Below are 17,570 nucleotides of genomic sequence, written 5' to 3'. Positions count from 1 at the left end.
TCCTCGCCGATCCCCGTCGCGGCAGCGGGAGTTACCGGCGCGGTCGCTCCCTACATACGGAACCAGCCGTGCCGCACGTACCAGTGCCCGCCCGCGTCCAGGTGGTCGAGGACGGCCCGCTGCACGCTCGTGCGGCGCGGCAGGAGTTCGCGCGGCGTCTCGGGGCCGCCGAAGACGAACGCGACGGGGGTGCCGTCCTGCGGCTCCTCGTCCTCGTGCGGTACCGGTGCGAACCGGTCCTGGAAGCGGATGATGTTGGACTCGGCCGGCAGGTACTGCCGCAACTGCCGGTCCAGGAGCCAGGATTCGCACATCGCGACCCCGGCCGGCTCCTCGGGGTAGTGCCGCGCGAAGAACTCCCGGGCCCGCCCGATCGAGTCGTCGCAGGCCGCGGGTGTCAGGGGGCCGCGGAAGTCCGGGATGTGCACGGCGAGCGCCGGGTCACCGGGCCCGATCCCCGCGCCGGCCGCCTGGAACCGTGCGCCCGTACGCCGTCCCAGGCGCACCCGCTCGAACTGCAACCGCCCCAGCTGGTAGAGCTCGCCGCGGAAGTGCCGGTCCGGCCACCACGGCACGAGCACCCCGGTCGTGCCGGACTTCTTGCGGTGCAGGGCGAGATTGCGGCCGAGGTCGGCGAGCGTGTGCCGGGACACGTCGTCGGGGATGCCGCGCTCGCGATGGTGGGCCCGCGTGTACGGCAGCGCGGCGAGGAACACGAACACGGCGAAGCAGCGCCCCATCGCCCCGGTCGCCGCGGGGAACATCGGCAGGCCCGTGCCCCGGCCCGGCTCCCCCGCCTGCCGCAGCAGCCCGCTGACCGCGCGCCCCAACAGTGCCCGCAGCTCCGGGTCGGCCAGCAGCTCGGCGCGCAGCCGCACCAGTTCGTTGATGTCCTCGTGGGGGACGGCCAGGTCGAGTAGTACGTCGGGCAGGTCGAGCGCGTCCGGCAGCTCGGCCGGGAGCTGGGGTATCGCCGCGTCGTCCAGCGCCGCCAGCCAGTCGGCGCACGCCTCGTCGCCCTTCAGTGCGTCCAGCACACCCGCTCCTTCGATCGTGGCACCCTGGAGGGGGAGCCTCTTCGACATGAGGGGATGGTGCCCATGCGTCTGGTACATCCGGTGCGCACGGGTGACGAGCCGGTCACCGCGCGCAGTCCCCTGCGTCTGCGGCTCGGCCTGGCCCTGTTCGGCCTGGTCTGGACGGTCTTCGGCACCGTCGCCTTCCTGCTGGCGCACCGCCCGTGGTGGGCGCTGGCCTGCGGGACGCTGTGGTGCGTCACGACGGTCGACGTCCTTGTGATCCTCCGCCGCATCCGTCAGGGACCGCACTACCAGCCCGGCCGCGATGTCCCACCGTACCGAAAGCCCCTGTGACCGCCTGACCGCAGGTCGGTGCGGGCTGATCGGAGCCGGGAGGTCAGTGGTGGCAGGTCCGTGGTGGCAGGTCAGTCGTCGAAGCGGGCCGCCGCCAGGTACTCCGGCTGCGGGTCGAGCGCGGCGGCGAGCCTGAAGTGGCGCCGGGCCTGCTGCGGCCGCGACCACCTCTCGTACGTCCGGGCCAGGGCGAAGTGCGCGAACGCGTTGTCCGGCTCGCGCTCAAGGACGATGGAGAACTCCAGCTCGGCGGCGCGCAGTTGCGCCGCGGCGAAGAACGCGCGGGCCCGGAGCAGCCGGGCCGCCGTGTTCTCCGGGTGGGCGGCGATGACGTCGTCCAGGAGCTTCACCGCGCCTCGCGGGTCGCGCGCGGCCAGCAGCTGCTCGGCCGCGCGGTAGTCGATGACGTGCGTCTCCGGGGTGGCGTCGGACACGATGAACTCCCTTCCGGTGTCGACCGGTCACCTGGGTCAACACCGCGTACCGTGGGGGCTATTCCTGCCCGCGGGCCGCGTCCGGGACACCCGCACCGGCCGCCCCACCGCTTACGCGCCGGTGGCGCGCGCCCGGTCCATGAGGTCGCTCCAGACCGCGTCGACCTGCTCGGTCAGCTTCTCCAGCGGTACGTCGTTGTCGATCACGATGTCGGCGATCTCGCGGCGCTTCTCCCGGGTGGCCTGGGCGGCCATCCGGGCCCGGGCGTCGTCCTCGGTCATGCCGCGCAGCCGGGTCAGCCGGTCGAGCTGGGTCTCGGGGCTCGTGTCGACGACGATCACCAGGTCGTAGAGCGGGGCGAGACCGTTCTCGGTGAGCAGCGGGACGTCGTGGACGACGACGGAGCCGGGCCCCGCGGCGGCCTCCAGTTCGGCGGACCGGGCGCCGACCAGCGGGTGCACGATCCTGTTCAGGGCGGCCAGCCGGTCGGCGTCGGCGAAGACGATCGAGCCGAGCTTCGGCCGGTCGAGGGTGCCGTCCGGGGAGAGCACCTGCGCACCGAACTCCTCGACGACGGCCGCCAGCCCCGGCGTACCGGGCTCGACGACTTCCCGCGCGATCCGGTCGGCGTCGATCAGGACGGCCCCGCGTCGCACGAACAGCCGGGACACCTGGCTCTTTCCGGCGCCGATACCGCCGGTCAACCCCACCTTCACCATGGGCGGAAGCTTAGGGCGTCGCCCCGGCCCGGCCGAGGGCGGTCAGGCATCGCCTTCCCGCTCGGCCAGGAACTTCTCGAATTCGAGGCCGATCTCGTCGGCGGACGGGATCTCCACCGGCTCGGCCAGCATGTTGCCCCGGGACTCGGCGCCGGACGCCGCGTCGTACTGGTGCTCGAGGCCCTGTACGAGCGCGACCAGCTCCTCGTCGCCCTCCTGGATCTGCCGGTCGATCTCCGTCTGCGTCCGGTGCGCCTCCGTGCGCAGGCCGTGCGCGATGCCGGGCAGCACGAGCCCGGTCGCGGCGGTGATCGCCTCCAGGACCGTCAGCGCGGCGTCGGGGTACGCGGAGCGCGCGATGTAGTGCGGGACGTGCGCGGCGACACCGAGGACGTCGAACCCGGCCTCCATCAGCCGGTACTCGACCAGCGCCTCGGCGCTGCCCGGCACCTGCGCCTCGTCGAACGGGCTGCGGTGTCCGGGGATCAGCTCCGTGCGGTTGCCGTGCGGGGTGAGACCGACGGGGCGGGTGTGCGGGACGCCCATCGGGATGCCGTGGAAGTTCACCGCGAGGCGCACTCCGAGGCGCTCCACGATCTGCTGGACGGCCGCCGCGAACCGCTCCCACTCGACGTCCGGCTCCGGGCCGGCCAGCAGCAGGAAGGGCGCGCCGGTGGCGTCCTGGACGAGCCGCACCTCCAGGGAGGGCACCTCGTAGGAGGACCAGCGGTCGCCCTTGAAGGTGAGCAGCGGGCGGCGGGCCCGGTAGTCCACCAGCCGGTCGTGGTCGAAGCGGGCCACGACCTGGTGGGGCAGCGAGTCGAGGACCCGGTCGACGATCTGGTCGCCGGTCTCACCCGCGTCGATGTATCCGTCGAAGTGGTAGAGCATGACAAGGCCGGCGGACTCCTGGGCGAGCGCCATGTCCACCACGGCAAGGCCCTTCGGCTCCCATGTGTACAGATCCTGCGCATCAAGCACTGTGACCGCTCCTCCTCGTGTTCATACGGGGAACACCCGAAAGGGCGGTGAACATTCCCGCTCCGCGGGGGGGCGCGGGGAACAGCGCGAGCCATCGCCCGCGACCGGTACCCGCACGCGGGGCGCAGGCCCTACGGCGCGAGGGCGGAACAGCAGTGGGCCCGCACCAAGAGGTGCGGGCCCACTGCTCAACTACCTGCTAGCGCAGAGCGATTCAGCTCTGGCCGCCGGCCAGCTTCTCGCGAAGCGCGGCGAGCGCCTCGTCCGAAGCGAGCGCGCCGGAGTTGTCGTCCGACTCCGAGGAGTACGAACCGCCGCCGCCGCCACCGCTGCTGCTGCCACCGGAGGCGGCCGGAGCCGCACTCGTGGTGGAAGCACCCTCGGCCTCGGCCTGAGCGTCGGCCTCGCGGGACTTGATGACCTGAGCCTGGTGCTGCTCGAAGCGCTGCTGCGCCTCGGCGTACTGGGTCTCCCAGGCCTCGCGCTGGGTCTCGAAGCCCTCGAGCCAGTCGTTGGTCTCGGGGTCGAAGCCCTCGGGGTAGATGTAGTTGCCCTGGTCGTCGTAGGACGCGGCCATGCCGTACAGGGTCGGGTCGAACTCGACGACCGACGGGTCGGCGCCGAACGCCTCGTTGGCCTGCTTCAGCGAGAGGCTGATGCGACGGCGCTCGAGGTCGATGTCGATGACCTTGACGAAGATCTCGTCGTTGACCTGGACGACCTGCTCCGGGATCTCCACGTGGCGCTCGGCCAGCTCGGAGATGTGGACCAGACCCTCGATGCCCTCGTCCACGCGGACGAACGCACCGAACGGAACCAGCTTCGTGACCTTGCCGGGCACGACCTGGCCGATCTGGTGGGTGCGGGCGAACTGCTGCCACGGGTCTTCCTGCGTCGCCTTCAGCGACAGGGAGACACGCTCGCGGTCCATGTCCACGTCGAGGACCTCGACGGTGACTTCCTGGCCGACCTCGACAACCTCGGACGGGTGGTCGATGTGCTTCCAGGACAGCTCGGAGACGTGCACCAGACCGTCGACGCCACCCAGGTCCACGAAGGCACCGAAGTTGACGATGGAGGACACGACGCCGGAGCGGACCTGACCCTTCTGGAGGGTCGTGAGGAACGTCTGGCGGACCTCGGACTGGGTCTGCTCGAGCCAGGCACGGCGGGACAGGACCACGTTGTTGCGGTTCTTGTCCAGCTCGATGATCTTCGCCTCGAGCTCCTTGCCCACGTAGGGCTGGAGGTCGCGGACGCGGCGCATCTCGACAAGGGAAGCCGGCAGGAAGCCACGGAGGCCGATGTCGAGGATGAGACCACCCTTGACGACCTCGATGACGGTACCGGTGACGATGCCGTCCTCTTCCTTGATCTTCTCGATGGTGCCCCAAGCGCGCTCGTATTGCGCACGCTTCTTCGAGAGGATCAGGCGGCCTTCCTTGTCCTCCTTCTGGAGAACCAGGGCCTCGATCTCGTCGCCGACCTTGACGACCTCGTTCGGGTCGACGTCGTGCTTGATCGAGAGCTCGCGGCTCGGGATGACACCTTCGGTCTTGTAACCGATGTCGAGGAGAACCTCGTCCCGGTCAACCTTGACGATGACGCCGTCGACGATGTCGCCATCGTTGAAGTACTTGATCGTCTCGTCGATAGCGGCGAGGAATGCTTCCTCGTTACCGATGTCGTTGACCGCAACCTGCGGGGTGGTGGCGGTGGTCTCGGTGCTGCTCGTCATGTGGGAAAGGGCTCCGGTGCGGACATTGAAGTCGTAGGTACTGCTACGCCGAGAACCTGTTTCGCACCGAAGAAGCCGGACAGCCTGAGGAGCGCCGAACCCATGGCCGTGTTTCCACGACCCTGGTGGGGCGCCCCGACAACCGAGGGGACATGCAACAGATGCGAGCACAGCCTGCTATGTCTGAGGTGCGCAGGCCCGCAGCGCAACTTGTAGCATACGGGGGCCGCCGGGCAGGGTCAATGTCGCGAAGGCGCCCACCCGGGGCGAACGCCGCATACCCGGCACAAAACCTGTCGCACGAGGCTACGAGGGGCCCAGAGCCCGCTGTAGATGCCCTCCTGGCGCAGGGTTGGACGGAAGAGTACGACGAGGGAGCCGATCATCCAAGAGTCCGGACCAATGGAAGCGCACCAGGCAGACCAGGGGGCCTCGGCGGTGGACGACGAGTCGACGGCGACCCGGCGCGACGCCGGGACCACGGAGAGTTCCCGGGCCAACCGCGGCTGGTGGGACCGTAACGCGGACGACTATCAGGTCGAGCACGGCACGTTCCTCGGGGACGACCGTTTCGTCTGGGGGCCCGAGGGCCTGGACGAGGTGGAGGCCGAGCTCCTCGGCCCGGCCGAGGAGCTGGCCGGCAAGGACGTCCTGGAGATCGGGGCGGGCGCCGCACAGTGCTCGCGCTGGCTGGCCGCCCAGGGCGCGCGGCCCGTCGCCCTCGATCTCTCGCACCGCCAGCTCCAGCACGCCATGCGGATCGACGGCGGGAAGATCCCGCTGGTGGAGGCCGACGCGGGCGTCCTGCCCTTCAGGGACGGCTCGTTCGACCTGGCCTGCTCCGCCTATGGGGCGCTGCCCTTCGTCGCCGATCCCGTACGCGTCCTGCGCGAGGTGCGCCGCGTGCTGCGGCCCGGCGGACGCTTCGTCTTCTCGGTCACGCACCCGATCCGCTGGGCGTTCCCCGACGAGCCCGGCCCTGAGGGGCTGAGCGTCGCCGCGTCCTACTTCGACCGCACCCCTTATGTGGAGCAGGACGACGAGGGCAACGCCGTCTACGTCGAGCACCACCGCACGGTCGGGGACCGGGTGCGCGATGTCGTGGCGGGCGGCTTCCGGCTCGTGGACCTCGTCGAGCCGCAGTGGCCGACGTGGAACACGCAGGAGTGGGGCGGCTGGTCGCCACTGCGCGGGAATCTGATCCCCGGCACGGCGATCTTCGTCTGCGAGCGGGAGGACCGCCCCGCCGGAGGTGCTGGAGACTGAGGGGGTGATCCGCGCCGACCTCCTCGACCAACTGCCCGTGCGTACCGCGCTGCCCGCCCTGCGGACCGCGCTGGACGCGGACGGGGCGGCCGTGCTCGTCGCCCCGCCGGGCACCGGCAAGACGACACTCGTCCCGCTGGTGCTCGCCGGGCTCCTGGAGGCGGGGGCTCCCGACCGCAGGGTCGTCGTCGCCGAGCCGCGCCGGATCGCGGCCCGGGCGGCGGCGCGGCGCATGGCCTGGCTGCTCGGCGAGCAGGTCGGCGAGCGGATCGGCTACACGGTGCGCGGCGAGCGCGTGGCCGGGCCGCACACGCGCGTGGAGGTCGTCACGACCGGTGTGCTGCTGCAACGGCTCCAGCGCGACCAGGAGCTGGCCGGCATCGACGCCGTCATGCTCGACGAGGTGCACGAGCGGCATCTGGACGCGGACACCGTCGCGGCGTTCCTGTGCGACGTACGGGCGGCGCTGCGGCCCGAGTTGCGGCTGGTCGCGGCGTCGGCGACGACGGATGCCGAGGGGTGGGCGGGGCTGCTCGGGGGTGCGCCGGTCGTCGAGGCGGCCGGCGTCTCGTACCCGGTGGACGTGGTCTGGGCGCCGCCCGCGCGTCCGGTGCGGCCACCGCACGGCATGCGGGTCGACCCGGCGTTGCTGTCGCACGTGGCGGCGACCGTGCGGCGCGCGCTCGCGGAGCGGGCCGGGGACGTGCTCTGTTTTCTGCCGGGCGTGGGCGAGATCGCCCGGGTCGCGGGGCAGTTGGGGGCGATCGGCGACGTCGATGTGGTGCAGGTGCACGGCCGGGCGCCGGCCGCCGTGCAGGACGCGGTGCTCTCGGCGGGGGCGCGGCGCCGGGTGGTCCTGGCCACGGCGGTCGCCGAGTCGTCGCTGACGGTGCCCGGGGTGCGGATCGTGGTGGACGCGGGGCTCGCCAGGGAACCGCGGGTGGACCACGCGCGCGGGCTCAGCGCGCTGACGACCGTACGGGCTTCGCGCGCGGCCGGTGCGCAGCGGGCCGGGCGGGCCGGGCGGGAGGCACCGGGCGTGGTGTACCGGTGCTGGGACGAGGCCGAGGACGGGCGGCTCGCGCGGTTCCCGGCGCCGGAGATCAAGGTGGCGGACCTGACGGCGTTCGCGCTCCAGGTCGCGTGCTGGGGTGACCCGCGGGCGTGGGGGCTCGCGCTGCTCGACGCGCCGCCGGGCGGGGCGATGGCGGCGGCGCGGACCGTGCTGGCCGCGGTCGGCGCGGTGGACGGCGCCTCGGGCCGGGTCACGGAGCGCGGCACCCGGCTGGCCCGCCTCGGGCTGCATCCGCGGCTGGGCCGGGCGCTGCTCGACGCGGCGCCGGCCGTGGGGCCCCGGCGGGCGGCGGAAGTGGTCGCCCTGCTGAGCGAGGAGCCGCCGCGGGAGTACGGGGACGACCTGGCCGGGGCGCTACGGGCCGCGCGGCGCGGCGGCGACGCCTACGGGGCGCGGTGGCGGCAGGAGGTCCGACGCCTGTCCGGCCTGGCGCCCCGGTCGGCGTCGGCGGAGCCGGAGGTGCGGCAGGCGTCCGGCGACGGCAAGGCGGCCGGCGGCGGCAGAGCGGCCGGTGACGATCAGGTCGCCGGGCTCGTCGCCGCCCTCGCCTTTCCCGAGCGCGTCGCCCACAGGTCGGGGGGTTCGTATCTGATGGTGTCCGGGACCCGGGCGGACATCGCCGAGGGGTCCGCGCTGCGGCACACCGAGTGGGTGGCCGTCGCTGTCGCCGACCGGCCGGTCGGCGCGGGGCACGCGCGCGTGCGGCTCGGCGCGGTCGTCGACGAGGAGGTCGCGCGCCGGGCGGCGGCCTCGCTGTACTCCGAGGGCGATGAAGTGGCGTGGGCCGACGGTGAGTTGGTGGCCCGGCACGTGACCCGGCTCGGCGCCGTCGAACTGGCCGTGCGCCCGCTCAAAAAGGCCGCACCCGGCCTCGTACGGGGTGCGCTGCTGGAGGGGCTGCGGCGTGAGGGGCTCGGGCTGCTGCGGTGGGACCGGGACGCCGAGGCGCTGCGGCAGCGGCTGGCCTTCGTGCGCCGGCACGTCGGGGAGCCCTGGCCCGACGTGAGCGACGAAGGGCTCTACGCGCGCGTGGACGACTGGCTGGAGCCGGAGCTGAGCGCGGCGCGGCGCCGGGCGGATCTGGGGCGGATCGACGCCGGGCAGGCGCTCAGGCGGCTGCTGCCGTGGGCCGGCGGGGTCGCTGCGCGCTTCGACGAGCTGGCGCCCGAGCGGATCGAGGTGCCCAGCGGTTCGCGGATCCGCCTGGACTACTCCGATCCCGGGCAGCCGGTGCTCGCGGTGAAGGTGCAGGAGATGTTCGGGTTGCAGGAGACGCCGCGGGTGGCCGGGGTGCCGGTGCTCGTGCATCTCCTCTCCCCCGCCGGGCGGCCCGCCGCGGTCACCGCGGACCTGGCGTCGTTCTGGCGGGACGGTTACCTGGCCGTGCGGGCCGATCTGCGCGGGCGCTATCCGAAGCACCCGTGGCCGCAGGACCCGGCCGGGGCGGAGCCGACCCGGTTCACGAACGCGCGGCTCAGGCGCTGACCGGCGCCGGTTCCGCCGCGGCCGCCCGCTCCGGGTCGCCGGGGCGGCGGCCGCGGGCCTCCAGCCACAGGGCGAGGGCGAGCAGCAGCACGCCGAGGCTCAAAAAGCCCCACGGCAGGTACGAGGTGAGCAGCAGGACGAGGGTGCGCTGGGATGTGACCAGGTCGACGGTGGAGGTGATGTAGTCCTCGCGCATCTTGACGTCGCCGGCGAACGCGGTGACCTTCTCCCGGCCGCCGAGCAGGGTGCCGCCGCGCATCTCCTCCTTGTGCCGCTCCTCGCCGTAGACGGGAGCTCCGGTGGTCGGGTCGACCAGGAACGTACGGACGGTCGTGTACCACATCCGGGTGCCGGTCTTCGCGAGGGAACCGGCGGTGATGCCCCGCACGGGGAGCTTCTTGGGGAAGGGGACCTTCGTCCAGGGGACGGTCTGCTCGAAGCGGTAGATCGTGACGCCGCGGAAGGTCTCGGTGCCCTTGTAGTGGATGGGCCGGGTGACGCGGGCGCGGGCGTCGAAGTACTGGTAGTCCCGTTTCTCCGTGAGGAACGGCCACTTGAACTCGATGCCCTCGCGGGTGACCGGGTCACCGTCGACGGATTCCCCGGTGGCGTGCACGGGTTCCTGGCTGTGCGCGTCGAAGATGTAACGCTCGGGGACCTGGGAGACGAATGCGCCGTCGGGGCCCACGATGTAGCTGAGTCCGTCCCAGACGACAACATCGCGCCCGGCGCTCTTCTCGATCTTCTCCGACTCCTCGACGTTGCCCTTCAAGGTCTGGACGACGGTGAGTCTGGGGACCTTCCTGGCCTGCATGGAGCCGTAGTCGATGAGGGTCGCGTCCTTCGCCTCCAGGACCATCGTCTGGTACTGGCCCGGCGGGATCTTCGCCAGGCGCGGGAACGCGTACCAGCGCATCAGCGGGGACAGCGCCGTGAAGAACACGGCGAGGGCGAGCAGGATCAGGCTGGCCTTGCGGCGCATCTCGGTGGCCCTCCTCAACTACGGTCGCGTCGGCTACGCCCTAGGGGTGTGCGGGGACGGTGGTCAGGAGCGGTTTCGGGGAGGTCTCGCCCGGTGGTGCGCCGATCGCCGTGAGGGCGAGGACCAGGACGAAGGCGAGGACGAGTCCGCTCGCGGCGGCGATGAGGGCGCGCATGTCCGACCTCCCTGGAGCCGTGCGGCACACGGGATCTGATGAGGCGTCAGCCTTTTGGGTCGGTGCACCGTAGCAATGCCGCGCCCAGATGAGAACACGTCGCGCACACGGCGAAGCCCTCCGGCCCCGTGGGGCCGGAGGGCTTGATCTGGCGCGGTGCGTTGCGGCGCGGCGCGGTGTGTCCGCCGCGCGCCGGTCGTTACGCGGCGGGGCTCGCGGGTGCGGTCGGGGTGCCGGAGGCGCCGCCGGACGGGGCCGCCGTCACCTTCAGTTCGACGGTGAGCGTCGCGCCGCCCGTCGTACTGATCCGCAGCAGGAACGTGCCGGCGGTGCCGTCCGCGTACAGCTTCGGCAGTTCGAGCCGGCCGTCGGCGCCGGTCTTGAGGGCCTTCAGGGTGCGGACCTTCTTGCCGTCGGCGTCCTTGAAGTAGGGGCCCTTGTCCGCCTCGGCCGGGTCGTTCTCCGCCTTGACGAGGGTCGCGGTCGCGGCGACACCGTCGGCGACGGCGCCCTTGTACGTCGCCTTCACCTCGACGGTGTCCGCGAACGCCTGGCCGGCGACGCAGCTGAGCGCCTTGTCGCTGGTGCGGGCGAGTGCGTCGGCCGCGCGGGCGGTGACGGTCGCCGTGTGGTCGAGGGTGGGCCCGGAGCGGCCCACGACGGTGGCGCGGACCGTGAAGTCGCCTGTCTTCTCGCCCGCGGTGAGCTTCGGCGCGGTGGCCACACCCGAGCTGTTCGTGGTGGCGACGGCGCTCGTCACTCCGCCGGCGAACTTCGCGTCCGTCCCGCCGACGATCACGAACCGGACCCCGACCCGGGCGACGCCCTTGCCCTTGGCGTTCTGCGGGCGTACCGCGATCCGCTCGCCGAAGGCGTCGCCCGCCATGGCGCTCAGTTCGCCGGTGCCCGCGTCGGTGATCTCCGTGACGGACGCGGCCGGGCTGGTCGGCGTCGTCGGAGGCGTGGTGGGCGGGGTCGTGGGCGGCTTCGTGGGCGGCTTCGTGGGGTCGGAGCTGCCACCCGTGCCGCCCGTGCCGCCGGTGCCGCCGGGGGTCGGTGACGGGAGGGCCGAGCCGGGGAGCGTCGGCGACGGGCTCGGCGACGGGCTCGATCCGGTGCCGGCGCTGGGGTTCCTGGGCAGGACACCGGTGCCGTTGGGGACCTCGTGCGTGCCCTTGCGGTAGAACTCCAGCCAGGACAGGACGGTGGCGAGGTACTCCGAGGAGTTGTTGTAGCTGAGGATCGCCTGGTTCAGGTCCGTGGCGTCGGACAGGTCCCAGCCGTTGCGGCACAGGTAGTGGCCGGCGCCGAGGGCCGCGTCGTAGATGTTGTTCGGGTCCTTCTTGCCGTCGCCGTTGCCGTCGCGGCCCGCCCATTCCCAGGTGGAGGGGATGAACTGCATGGGGCCGACGGCGCGGTCGTGCTCCGTGTCGCCGTCGTAGGAGCCGCCGTCGGTGTCCTTGATCAGCGCGAACCCCTGGCCGTTCAGGGCCGGGCCGAGGATCGGCTGGAGGGTCGTGCCGTTCGCGTCGACGTTGCCGCCGCGGGCCTGGCCCGACTCGACCTTGCCGATCGCGGCGAGCAGCTGCCACGGCAGATTGCAGCCGGGCTTGCTGGTCGCGAGCTCGGCCTCGGCCTTCTTGTACGCGTCCAGGACGGTGGCGGGGAGGCCCGAATCGGCGTCGCCGGTGCTCGCGCCGGGTGCGAGGGTCGGGCCGGCGGTGGGGCTGTCGAGGGGCGGCAGGTCCGTGTAGTAGTCGGGGCCGGTCGCGACGTCGGGCGCCGGATCGTCGGATCGGTCCGCGGTGTTCTGCCCGCCCGCCCGCGGGGCGGTCACGCCCGGGGCCTGTGACGCGGAGAGAGCGGCCACCGCGACGGCGGCGACCGCTGCCGTCATCGCGCTTCTGCGCAACCTCCAGCCGAATACCGCAGCCATACCGCGAACCCCTCCCATATAGCCCGTCAAAGCCGCTCTTCCCGGGCCGTCCCACATCAGGGGACGTTCCGGGTCCTCGCGCTCCCCAGCGCACGGACCCAGCCGACACTACGACAACTTCCGCCGCGCAGACACCTGTTCGCGCCCGTTTTTCACCGATTGCACAGCTAAGCGTTGTCGTAGGCTTCCACGCTCGCACGTTCTTGTTGTGACTTGTTCCGAGGGGGGCCTCGTGCCGTTCACCATCAGCCATGCCGCGGCGGTGCTGCCGTGCGTGCGGCGCGACGGCTCGGGGCGGGGCCGGCTCGTGCCGTCGCTGCTCGTCGCCGGGTCGTTCGCGCCGGACGTCACGTACTTCCTGGCGGGCGCGGTGCCGGGGGCGATGGAGTTCGGCGAGTTCACGCACTCCTTCGCGGGTGTGTTCACCGTGGACGTGCTGACCGCGCTCGCGCTGGTGGCCCTGGAACGGCTGATCAGGGAACCGGTCCTGGCGCTGCTGCCCCGGTGGCTGCGCGGCCGGGCGGCGGCTCTCCTGCGGGGGCCGGGCGGCGGGCCCGGACGCCGGTGGGCGTGGTGGTGGTACGTGTCCGCGGCGCTCGGGGCGGTGACGCACGTGGTGTGGGACGCCTTCACCCACCCCGACCGCTGGGGCATGCGGATCTTCCCCGTACTCGGCGAGAAAGTGGCTGGTTCTCCGCTCTACTGGTACGTGCAGTACGGGAGTTCGGCGCTGGCGATGGGGGTCATCGCGGTATGGGTGTGGCGGGCGCTGCGGGACGCTTCCGGGGCCGTCCCGGTCGCCGGCGCGTCGATCCGTCTGCGGTGGGTGGCCTGTCTGTCGATCGGGGGCTGCGTGTGCGGCTGCGCGGCTCTGCGGGTGACGCGCTGGCTCGCTTACGTGGACGAGGGCGGCCTCGCCTGGAAACCCTGGGAGATCATTCCGACGCTCTGCTTCGGGGCGGGCGCGGGGCTCGTGCTCGGCCTCGTCCTGCACGCGGTCGCGGTCAGGGCGTGCCGGCCGTCGGGGCGCCCCACGGGTCCGGCGGCGTCGCGAGCGCCGGGGGGAGCGACGGAGCCGAGCCGTCCGAGCGTCCGCTGATCTCGTCGGCCGGGGTCAGCCCGTGGGCGCCGGCGCGCCCCTTGTTGAGGTTCCGGTGCACGGCCTGCGCGACCCGTTCCACCGTGCGCACGCCGTACGCCATCGACGGGTTGTCGTGGGAGAGGACGGCGAGGCGGTAGGTGCGGCCGCCGCCGGTGAACACGCCGATGCTGTGGATGCGCCAGCCGTGCGTGGCGCGGGACAGCCAGCCGTTCTTGAGGTGGACGCGCACGCCGCGCGGTACCCCGGCGCTCACGCCCCAGCGCTGGTCCTCTCTGACCTCGCTCATCAGCTTCAGGCCGTAGGAGCGGGAGCGGGCGTCGAGGAACGAGCGGCGACCGGTGAGCGCGGAGAGCAGACGCAGCTGGTCGGCGGCCGTGGTGCGGGTCAGGCCCCAGTGGCTGTACGGGCCGAGGCTGGTGGCGGTGGTGCCCGCGCGGCGCAGGGTCTCGGCCAGGTAGGGGTGGCCGAGGTCGTTCCACAGGCGGCTCGCGGCCGCGTTGTCCGAACTGCGGATCATGGGGCGGATGTTGCGCCGCTCCCAGTCGGTGAGGGGGCGGTGGTGCTGCTCTGCGCGGCGCAGGGTGGCCTCCATCGTCAGGACCTTGATGACGGAGGCGGACTCGTACCTCCGGTCTGCGCCGAGCGTGCAGCCGGCCCGGGTCCGGTCGTCGTACAGGGCCACGGACACGATGCCTCGGCGCCCGGCGAGCGCGGCGCGCAGGTCACGGGTGAGCTGCTTGGCGAGGCCGGGCTTCTTGGGGACGCGGCAGACGGGGCCGCGCCCCGCGGCCCCGGCGGTGGGGGCGACGGCGACCAGGCAGACGCCGAGCAGGCTGATGCCGAACAGGCGGATACCGGGCAAGCGGTTACCGGGCAAGCGGATGCCGAGCAGGCGAGCGAGGGCGGTGTGCCCGCGGCGGTGTGGTGACGGCATTGCCCCATGGTGCGGAGGCACTCCGTGCGGGGCCTGGTGTGAGGGCTGAACGGCGGTGCGGCTTCACGCGTGCGCGGCCGCGGGGTCTTGTACGGGGTGCGGCGCGGTGGGGCCCGGCCGGGGTCGTGTGCGGCGGGTACGGGGTGCGGGCCCCGATCGGGGTACGGGCAGCGCGGGCCTCATCCAGCGAGTGCAGGGGGGTACGGGTCTCGTTCGGCGGTGCGGGTTGCGTCGTGGCTGAGCGCGCAGTTCCCCGCGCCCCTGAGATGCGCACTGCGTGCGCATCTCAGGGGACGCGCGTCCCCTGGGGCTGCGGCGAAGCCGCATGCTCCAGGGGCGCGGGGAACGCCGCGAGAAGCCCCACCGGGCCGCTGGACGCACCTGAGACGAGAAACCCCGCGGCGCGCAGGCGCAGCTGACCCGCCGGGCCTCAGGGACGCCGTAAGCGCGCGGCGCTGGAGGCAACGCACGAAGTGCGTGTCTCCAGGGGCGCGGGGAACGGCGCGAGAAGCCCCACCGGGCCGCCGGACGCACCCGAGACGAGAGACCCGCGGCGCGCGGGCGCACCCACCCCGTCGAACCACCCCGCACCGCCGAGACGACAGCCCCGCGGCGCCCAGCCACAACCCACCCCACCGAACTCCCCCGGCACCCACCAGAACCGCCGACCGCCGGAGGCTAGTGCGCTGCGGATTCCCAGTCCGTGCCGAGCCCCACCGACACATCCAGCGGCGCCCGGAGGGCCACCGCTCCGGCCATCTCCCGGCGGACCAGTTCCTCCGCGGCGGCGGCCTCGCCGGGGGCGATCTCCAGGACGATTTCGTCGTGGACCTGGAGCAGCATCCGGGAGGCGAGCTTCGCCTCGGTGAGCGCCCGGTCCACGTTCAGCATCGCGATCTTGACGATGTCCGCGGCCGTGCCCTGGATCGGCGCGTTCAGTGCCATGCGCTCGGCCATCTCGCGGCGCTGCCGGTTGTCCGAGTTCAGGTCGGGCAGGTAGCGGCGGCGGCCCAGCATCGTCTCCGTGTACCCGGTGGCGCGCGCCTCGTCGACGGCGCGGCGCAGGTAGTCGCGTACGCCGCCGAACCGCTCGAAGTACGTGTCCATCAGGACGCGGGCCTCGCCCGGCTCGATGTTCAGCTGGCCGGAGAGGCCGAAGGCGGAGAGGCCGTAGGCGAGGCCGTACGACATCGCTTTGATCTTTCGGCGCATCTCCGCGTCGACGGCGTCCCGGGGGACGCCGAAGACCTGCGAGGCGACCGTGGTGTGCAGGTCCTCGCCGGAGGTGAACGCCTCCAGGAGGCCCTCGTCCTCCGAGAGGTGTGCCATGACGCGCAGTTCGATCTGGCTGTAGTCGGCCGTCATCAGCGTCTCGAAGCCCTCGCCGACGACGAAGCCGCGGCGGATCGCGCGGCCCTCGTCCGTGCGGACCGGGATGTTCTGCAGGTTCGGGTCGGTCGAGGAGAGGCGGCCGGTCGCGGCGACCGTCTGGTTGAACGTGGTGTGGATGCGGCCGTCCGCCGCGATCGTCTTGATCAGGCCCTCGACGGTGACGCGCAGCTTGGCCTGCTCGCGGTGGCGCAGCATGATCACGGGCAGTTCGTGGTCGGTCTGCGCGGCGAGCCAGGCGAGGGCGTCCGCGTCCGTCGTGTACCCGGTCTTGGTCTTCTTCGTCTTGGGCAGGTCGAGCTCGCCGAAGAAGACTTCCTGGAGCTGCTTGGGCGAGCCCAGGTTGAACTCGTGGCCGACGGAGGCGTGCGCCTCCTTCACGGCCTGCTGCACGGCGCCGGCGAACATCTGCTCCATCGTCTGCAGATGGGCGCGGTCGGCGGCGATGCCGTACCGCTCCAGGCGGGCGAGGAGCACGGAGGTGGGCAGTTCGATGTCGGTGAGCAGCTCGGCCGCGCCGACCTCCCGCAGGCGCTCGCCGAACGCCTCGCCGAGGTCGAGGATGGCGCGGGCCTGCCGCATGAGCGCGTCGGCCTCGGCCTGGTCGTCCTCGTCGGTGCCGAAGGCGAGCTGCCCGTCGGCGGCGGAGGCCGGGGCCAGCTCGCGGCCCAGGTACTCCAGGGAGAGCGCGTCGAGGGCGAAGGAGCGGCGGCCCGGCTTGACCAGGTAGGCGGCGAGCGCCGTGTCCATGGTGATGCCGGCCACGGTCCAGCCGTGCTCGGCGAAGACCCGCATGACGCCCTTGGCGTTGTGCAGGACCTTGGTCCTCGCGGCGTCGGCGAGCCAGGCGGCGAACGCCTTCTCGTCGGCCTCGTCGAGCATCGACGGGTCGAACCAGGCGGCCTCTCCCCCGGCGGCGGCGAGCGCGACCTCGGTGACCGAGCCGGTGCCGAGCGCCCAGGTGTCGACGGAGGCGAGTCCCAGGACCGCGCTGCCGTGCTCGGCCAGCCAGGGCGCGATCTCACCGGTGGTGAGGACCGTCCCCTCGATCTCCACGCCGGGCTCGGCGGGGGTCTCCTCGGCCTCGACGGCGCCCGGGTCGACGGCGAACAGGCGCTCGCGCAGCGAGGGGTTACGGATCTCCAGGGTGTCCAGGATCATCGCGATCGCGGTGCGGTCGTACGCCGTGCGCTCCAGGTCGGTGACGCCCTTGGGCAGCTCGACGTCGCGGACCATCTCGGTGAGCCGCCGGTTGAGCTTGACGGCGTCCAGGTGCTCCCGCAGATTCGCCCCGGCCTTGCCCTTGACCTCGTCGGCGCGCTCGACCAGGTCGGCGAACGAACCGAACTGGTTGATCCACTTCGCGGCGGTCTTCTCGCCGACGCCGGGGATGCCCGGCAGGTTGTCCGACGGGTCGCCGCGCAGCGCCGCGAAGTCGGGGTACTGCGCCGGGGTCAGTCCGTACTTCTCGAAGACCTTCTCCGGGGTGAAGCGGGTGAGCTCGGAGACGCCCTTGGTCGGGTAGAGGACCGTCACGTGGTCGGAGACGAGCTGGAAGGAGTCGCGGTCGCCGGTGACGATGAGGACGTCGAAGCCCTCGGTCTCGGCCTGCGTGGCGAGCGTGGCGATGACGTCGTCGGCCTCGAAGCCGTCGACGGCGAAGCGCGGGGTGTGCATCGCGTCGAGCAGCTCGCCGATCAGCTCGACCTGCCCCTTGAACTCGTCCGGGGTCTTCGACCTGTTCGCCTTGTACTCGGTGAACTCCTCGGAGCGCCACGTCTTGCGGGACACGTCGAACGCCACCGCGAAGTGCGTGGGCGCCTCGTCGCGCAGCGTGTTCGCCAGCATCGAGGCGAAACCATAGATCGCGTTCGTCGGCTGGCCCGTCGCCGTCGTGAAGTTCTCCGCGGGCAGCGCGAAGAACGCCCGGTACGCCAGCGAGTGCCCGTCCATGAGCATCAGCCGGGGGCGCCCGCCCGC

General features: G+C 72.5%; 14 protein-coding genes. 4 read left to right on the top strand and 10 right to left on the bottom strand.

Annotated elements, in window-relative coordinates; all coding sequences use genetic code 11:
* Positions 1-50: 50 nt before the first annotated feature.
* On the bottom strand, positions 51-1,085 hold the full coding sequence (locus ACZ45E_RS33935; protein ID WP_468228467.1) for an acyltransferase domain-containing protein: 1,035 nt from the start codon (positions 1,083-1,085) through the stop codon (positions 51-53).
* Positions 1,086-1,100: 15 nt separating this feature from the next.
* Here ACZ45E_RS33935 and ACZ45E_RS33930 point away from each other — a divergent pair, with 15 nt between their 5' ends.
* Entirely contained in the window at positions 1,101-1,373 is a 273-nt protein-coding gene (locus ACZ45E_RS33930; RefSeq protein WP_468228465.1) for a DUF6343 family protein, read from the top strand.
* A gap of 71 nt (positions 1,374-1,444) precedes the next feature.
* Here the strand turns inward: ACZ45E_RS33930 and ACZ45E_RS33925 are convergent, their stop codons facing one another.
* The 4 genes from ACZ45E_RS33925 to rpsA form a co-directional block, all read right to left on the bottom strand.
* The gene (locus tag ACZ45E_RS33925) at positions 1,445-1,807 is read right to left on the bottom strand and encodes a tetratricopeptide repeat protein (protein ID WP_468228462.1); all 363 of its coding nucleotides are present in this window, start codon (positions 1,805-1,807) and stop codon (positions 1,445-1,447) included.
* Between the two features lie 111 nt (positions 1,808-1,918).
* The gene (gene coaE, locus ACZ45E_RS33920; RefSeq protein ID WP_468228459.1) at positions 1,919-2,527 is read right to left on the bottom strand and encodes a dephospho-CoA kinase; all 609 of its coding nucleotides are present in this window, start codon (positions 2,525-2,527) and stop codon (positions 1,919-1,921) included.
* Positions 2,528-2,569: 42 nt separating this feature from the next.
* Positions 2,570-3,508, bottom strand: coding sequence for a PAC2 family protein (locus tag ACZ45E_RS33915; RefSeq protein WP_468228456.1), 939 nt, complete (start codon positions 3,506-3,508; stop codon positions 2,570-2,572).
* A 214-nt stretch (positions 3,509-3,722) separates the two neighbouring features.
* Complete coding sequence (rpsA, locus tag ACZ45E_RS33910) at positions 3,723-5,246, bottom strand: 30S ribosomal protein S1 (protein WP_468228453.1); 1,524 nt, start codon at positions 5,244-5,246, stop codon at positions 3,723-3,725.
* Positions 5,247-5,648: 402 nt separating this feature from the next.
* Here rpsA and ACZ45E_RS33905 point away from each other — a divergent pair, with 402 nt between their 5' ends.
* Entirely contained in the window at positions 5,649-6,512 is an 864-nt protein-coding gene (locus ACZ45E_RS33905) for a class I SAM-dependent methyltransferase (protein WP_468228450.1), read from the top strand.
* A 4-nt stretch (positions 6,513-6,516) separates the two neighbouring features.
* Positions 6,517-9,072, top strand: coding sequence for an ATP-dependent helicase HrpB (gene hrpB / locus ACZ45E_RS33900; protein ID WP_468228567.1), 2,556 nt, complete (start codon positions 6,517-6,519; stop codon positions 9,070-9,072).
* On the opposite strand, the gene pgfA is transcribed toward hrpB, so the two are convergent.
* From pgfA to ACZ45E_RS33885, 3 genes are all read right to left on the bottom strand, one after another.
* Positions 9,062-10,054 carry a cell envelope lipid trafficking protein PgfA gene (gene pgfA / locus ACZ45E_RS33895; protein WP_468228447.1) on the bottom strand — a complete coding sequence of 331 codons (993 nt, stop codon included), beginning with the start codon at positions 10,052-10,054 and terminating at the stop codon, positions 9,062-9,064. The genes hrpB and pgfA overlap by 11 nt on opposite strands.
* A 40-nt stretch (positions 10,055-10,094) precedes the next feature.
* Positions 10,095-10,229, bottom strand: coding sequence for an SPW_0924 family protein (locus tag ACZ45E_RS33890; RefSeq protein WP_468228445.1), 135 nt, complete (start codon positions 10,227-10,229; stop codon positions 10,095-10,097).
* A gap of 199 nt (positions 10,230-10,428) precedes the next feature.
* Positions 10,429-12,165 carry a lytic transglycosylase domain-containing protein gene (locus tag ACZ45E_RS33885; protein WP_468228443.1) on the bottom strand — a complete coding sequence of 579 codons (1,737 nt, stop codon included), beginning with the start codon at positions 12,163-12,165 and terminating at the stop codon, positions 10,429-10,431.
* 232 nt (positions 12,166-12,397) lie between these two features.
* Between ACZ45E_RS33885 and ACZ45E_RS33880 the strand changes: the two genes are divergently transcribed.
* Positions 12,398-13,264, top strand: a complete 867-nt coding sequence (locus tag ACZ45E_RS33880) for a DUF4184 family protein (RefSeq protein ID WP_468228440.1) — start codon at positions 12,398-12,400, stop codon at positions 13,262-13,264.
* Here the strand turns inward: ACZ45E_RS33880 and ACZ45E_RS33875 are convergent.
* On the bottom strand, positions 13,170-14,201 hold the full coding sequence (locus tag ACZ45E_RS33875; protein WP_468228437.1) for a serine hydrolase: 1,032 nt from the start codon (positions 14,199-14,201) through the stop codon (positions 13,170-13,172). The two genes, ACZ45E_RS33880 and ACZ45E_RS33875, sit on opposite strands and share 95 nt — an antisense overlap.
* A gap of 678 nt (positions 14,202-14,879) precedes the next feature.
* On the bottom strand, positions 14,880-17,549 hold the full coding sequence (gene polA / locus ACZ45E_RS33870) for a DNA polymerase I (RefSeq protein ID WP_468228564.1): 2,670 nt from the start codon (positions 17,547-17,549) through the stop codon (positions 14,880-14,882).
* Between the last annotated feature and the right edge of the window lie 21 nt (positions 17,550-17,570).

The sequence above is a fragment of the Streptomyces sp. NPDC030991 genome (assembly GCF_055571235.1).
This window is presented reverse-complemented; position numbering and strand designations above follow the sequence as displayed.

What these genes read in the sequence shown, in the direction of transcription:
- ACZ45E_RS33935 (WP_468228467.1), bottom strand. Translation starts at nt 1,085, where the DNA reads ATGTCGAAGAGGCTCCCCCTCCAGGGTGCCACGATCGAAGGAGCGGGT.
- ACZ45E_RS33930 (WP_468228465.1), top strand. Translation starts at nt 1,101, where the DNA reads ATGCGTCTGGTACATCCGGTGCGCACGGGTGACGAGCCGGTCACCGCG.
- coaE (WP_468228459.1), bottom strand. Translation starts at nt 2,527, where the DNA reads ATGGTGAAGGTGGGGTTGACCGGCGGTATCGGCGCCGGAAAGAGCCAG.
- rpsA (WP_468228453.1), bottom strand. Translation starts at nt 5,246, where the DNA reads ATGACGAGCAGCACCGAGACCACCGCCACCACCCCGCAGGTTGCGGTC.
- ACZ45E_RS33905 (WP_468228450.1), top strand. Translation starts at nt 5,649, where the DNA reads ATGGAAGCGCACCAGGCAGACCAGGGGGCCTCGGCGGTGGACGACGAG.
- pgfA (WP_468228447.1), bottom strand. Translation starts at nt 10,054, where the DNA reads ATGCGCCGCAAGGCCAGCCTGATCCTGCTCGCCCTCGCCGTGTTCTTC.
- ACZ45E_RS33890 (WP_468228445.1), bottom strand. Translation starts at nt 10,229, where the DNA reads ATGCGCGCCCTCATCGCCGCCGCGAGCGGACTCGTCCTCGCCTTCGTC.
- ACZ45E_RS33885 (WP_468228443.1), bottom strand. Translation starts at nt 12,165, where the DNA reads ATGGCTGCGGTATTCGGCTGGAGGTTGCGCAGAAGCGCGATGACGGCA.
- ACZ45E_RS33875 (WP_468228437.1), bottom strand. Translation starts at nt 14,201, where the DNA reads ATGCCGTCACCACACCGCCGCGGGCACACCGCCCTCGCTCGCCTGCTC.
- polA (WP_468228564.1), bottom strand. Translation starts at nt 17,549, where the DNA reads ATGCTCATGGACGGGCACTCGCTGGCGTACCGGGCGTTCTTCGCGCTG.